Annotated in this window: 2 protein-coding genes; both read right to left on the bottom strand. The window is 74.6% G+C overall.

The features are described 5' to 3' along the window. Positions 1–1158 (bottom strand): serine hydrolase domain-containing protein (locus ACJOT3_RS33385; RefSeq protein ID WP_406977127.1); only part of this gene is annotated, 1158 nt, incomplete at its 3' end. 303 nt (positions 1159–1461) lie between these two features. Continuing rightward, positions 1462–3768 (bottom strand): ATP-binding cassette domain-containing protein (locus ACJOT3_RS33380; protein WP_406977126.1); only part of this gene is annotated, 2307 nt, incomplete at its 5' end.

Below are 3768 nucleotides of genomic sequence, written 5' to 3'. Positions count from 1 at the left end.
CAGCGCGGTGTCGCCGGAGCCGTTGAGGGTGATGAAGATGCCGGTGTCCTCCTCGGGGAGGATCTGCATCTCGCTGTGGAAGTACAGCGTGTCGCCGCCGTGCCCGAGGATCCGGTGGCCGTTGCGGGTCTCGTCGAAGAACCCGAGGGTCATGCGCGGTCCGGCGGCGAGGGTGCCCAGGGAGTCCTCGTCCAGGGCGGGGGAGTGCATGAGCTCCAGGGTCTCGGGGGACAGCCCCACGCCTTCGGAGTCGCCCAGGTGGGCGAGCATGAACCGCGCCATGTCGGTCGCGGAGGAGGTCAGCGCGCCCGCGGGCGCTCCCGACACCGTCTCGAACGGGGCGGCGGGGGAGCCGGTGGCCTGGTAGCCGCCGGCCAGGCGTTCGCGCAGTTCCGCGGGGAGGGGCTGGGCGAACGCGGAGGCGTCCATGCCCGCCGGCTCCAGCACGTTCTCCTGGACGTAGTCCGCGAAGGGCTCCCCGGAGACCTGCTCGACGACGTACCCGGCCAGGGCGTTGCCGTAGTTGGAGTAGGCCGGGACGGTGCCGGGCGGGTAGATCTGCTCGGGCGGGTCGGCCTTGAGGACTTCGCCGAGGTCGGGCTCGGCCCCGTCGGGGAGGATCAGCCCCTGTACGGCCTCCTCGAACCCGGGGGTGTGGGTGAGCAGGTGCCGCACGGTGATCGGCTCGTCGAACGCGGTGGGGATCGTGAAGTCGATGTACTCGTGGACGTCGGTGTCGAGGTCGACCCGCCCCTGCTCGACCAGTTGCATGACCGCGGTGGCCGTGAACAGCTTGGACACGGAGCCGACGCGGAAGAGGGTGTCCTCGGGGTCGACCGGCACCGGTGCGCCCCCGTCGGCGCCGGTGTCCGCGTACCCGTAGCCGCGGGCGGTGAGCAGCTCGCCGTCGTGGACGACGGAGACCGCGGCGCCGGGGATGCCCGCACCGTCCAGGGCGGCGGGGATGAGGCCGTCGAGCCAGGCGTCCAGGTCCGGCCCGGTGAGCTCGGCGGTGGGGGCGGCCGCGTCCGGTACGTGTGCGGGCTCCGGGGCCGCGGCGCAGCCGGTGGCGAACACGGCGACGGCTCCCGTCGCGGCGGCCAGGGCCGCCGCGTTCCGGCGGCGGGACGGTGGTGCGGTGGTCTGGGCGGGGGTCACGGTCCGCTCCTTCCGGTGGTGTGGTCCCAGCGTCGCGGAACCGGTACCCCCGGCACATCGGGCGCGGATCGGCATCGCGCTTGCGACCTTCGGAGGAGGCGCCGCACCGTCCGGCGCAAAGAGTCCCCTTGTCGACTCGTCGCCGGGTCGACACCTCCACACCTCGCCATCTCGACCCGGCGACATGTCGGCCCGACCCCGCCCCCCGCCCCCGGGCTCCCGCTCCCGGGCTCCCGCCGTCAGGCGCCGACAGGTCGAGCGCCTCGTCCAGCTCCCCGAACGGCGGCGGGTACAGCGCGCACCTCACCGGACCAGGTCCTTGAGGTAGGCCGCGGTGCGGCTCCCGGCCACGGCCGCCACCTCCGCGGGCGTGCCCGCGGCGACCACCCGGCCGCCCTCGTCGCCGCCGCCCGGCCCCAGGTCGATGACGTGGTCGGCGGTGGCGACGATCCGCATCCCGTGCTCGGCGGCGACCACGGTCGCGCCCGCGTCGATGAGGTCGCGCAAGCGGTCCATCAGCACGTCGGCGTCGTGCGGGTGCAGCCCGGTGGTGGGCTCGTCCAGCAGGTACACGGTGTCGGCGACGGTGCGGCGCTGGAGTTCGGTGGCGAGCTTGATGCGCTGCGCCTCGCCGCCGGACAGCTCGGTGGCGGGCTGCCCCAGCCGCAGGTAGCCCAGGCCGACCGCGCTCAGGGTGTCCAGCGAACGCGCAACGGCGGGCGCCCCGGCGAAGAACTCCAGCGCCTCGTCCACCGCCAGGTCCAGGACCTCGGCGATGGTGAGCCCTTGGTAGGCCACCCGCAGGGTGTCGGGGTTGTAGCGGGCGCCCCCGCAGGTGGGGCAGGGGGCGTAGGTGCTGGGCAGGAACAGCAGTTCCACGGACACGAACCCCTCGCCCTCGCAGGTGGGGCAGCGCCCCTCGGGCATGTTGAAGGAGAACCGTCCGGGCCCGTACCCGAACCCCCTGGCCTCGTCGGTGGCGGCGAACAGTTTGCGGACCGTGTCGAACAGCCCCGTGTAGGTGGCCGGATTGGAGCGCGGGGTGCGGCCGATGGGCTTCTGGTCCACCCACACCGCCCGGCCGCGGGCGGCGGCCCGCTCCTCGATCGCGCCGAGCAGGGTGGACTTGCCCGAGCCGGACACCCCGGTGACGGCGGTGAACACGCCCAGCGGCACGTCAACGTCGAGTCCGCGCAGGTTGTTGCGGCTGACCCCGCGCACCCGGAGGGTCCCCGCCGGGGTGCGGCCGACGCGTTCGGGCGCGGGCGACCCGAAGAGGTAGCGGCGGGTGACCGATTCCCCGACCTCGGCGAGCCCGGGCACCGGCCCGCTGTAGAGCACCCGGCCGCCGCCCGCCCCGGCGCCGGGCCCCACGTCCACCACCCAGTCGGCGCCGCGCACGATGTCCATGTCGTGCTCCACGAAGCACACGGTGTTGCCGCCGTCGCGCAGCCGCCGCAGGATGCCCGACAGGGCCTCGCAGTCCGCCGGGTGCAGCCCGGCCGACGGCTCGTCCAGCACGTACACCACGCCGAACAGGGCGGTGCGCACCTGGGTGGCCAGCCGGATGCGCTGGAGTTCGCCGGTGGAGAGGGTGGGCGCGGGGCGGGAGGTGGCCAGGTAGCCCAGGCCCAGTTCCACCAGCACCTCCACGCGGGCGGTGATGTCCTGGACGAGGGTGCCCGCGGGCCCGGGGTCGTCGTGCCAGGCGGCGAGCAGGTCGGCGAGCGCGGACAGCGGCATCCGGGCCAGCTCGTCGATGCTCCGGTCCGCGAAGGTGACGCGCAGCGCGGCCCGGCCGAGCCGCCGCCCGTCGCACTCGCGGCAGACCCGCTCGTCCATGAACCCGCGGGCCTTCTCCTTGCGGGCCTCGCTGGCCGAGGACGCGTACGCCTTGAGGACCAGCCGCCGGGCGCTGCTGTAGGCGCCCTGGTAGGGGCGCTGCACCCGGCCCGCCTCCCGGACGGGGTGCACGGTGACCACCGGCTGCTCGTCGGTGAACAGGATCCACTCGCGCTCCTCGCGCGGGAGTTCGCGCCAGGGGCGGTGGACGTCGTACCCGAGGGTGTCGAGGATGTCGCGCAGGTTCTTGCCCTGCCAGGCGCCGGGCCAGGAGGCGACGGCACCGTCGGCGATGCTCAGCGACGGGTCGGGGACCAGCGATTCCTCGGTGACCTCGTACTCCACGCCCTCCCCGTGGCAGACCGGGCAGGCGCCGACCGCGGTGTTGGGGGAGAAGGAGTCCGAATCCAGGTGCTCGGCCCCGGGCGGGTAGGTCCCGGCCCGGGAGAAGAGCATGCGCAGCGAGTTGGAGACCGCCGTCAGGGTGCCCACCGTGGACCGGCCCGAGGGCGCCGACCGGGCCTGGGCCAGGGCCACCGCGGGCGGCAGCCCGGTGATGCCGTCGACGTCCGGGGCGGGCAGCTGCTGGAGCAGTCGGCGCGCGTACGGGGCGACCGACTCCAGGTAGCGGTGCTGGGCCTCGGCGTACAGGGTGCCGAACGCGATCGAGGACTTGCCGGACCCGGACACCCCGGTGAACGCGACGAGCGCGTCGCGGGGCAGGGACACGTCCACGGCGCGCAGGTTGTGCACCCGCGCGCCGCGGAC

It is taken from the genome of Nocardiopsis protaetiae (genome assembly GCF_045446735.1).
Taxonomy (GTDB): domain Bacteria; phylum Actinomycetota; class Actinomycetes; order Streptosporangiales; family Streptosporangiaceae; genus Nocardiopsis; species Nocardiopsis protaetiae.
The sequence above is the reverse complement of the archived record's forward strand: the minus strand, read 5'-3'. Positions and strand labels throughout refer to the sequence as shown.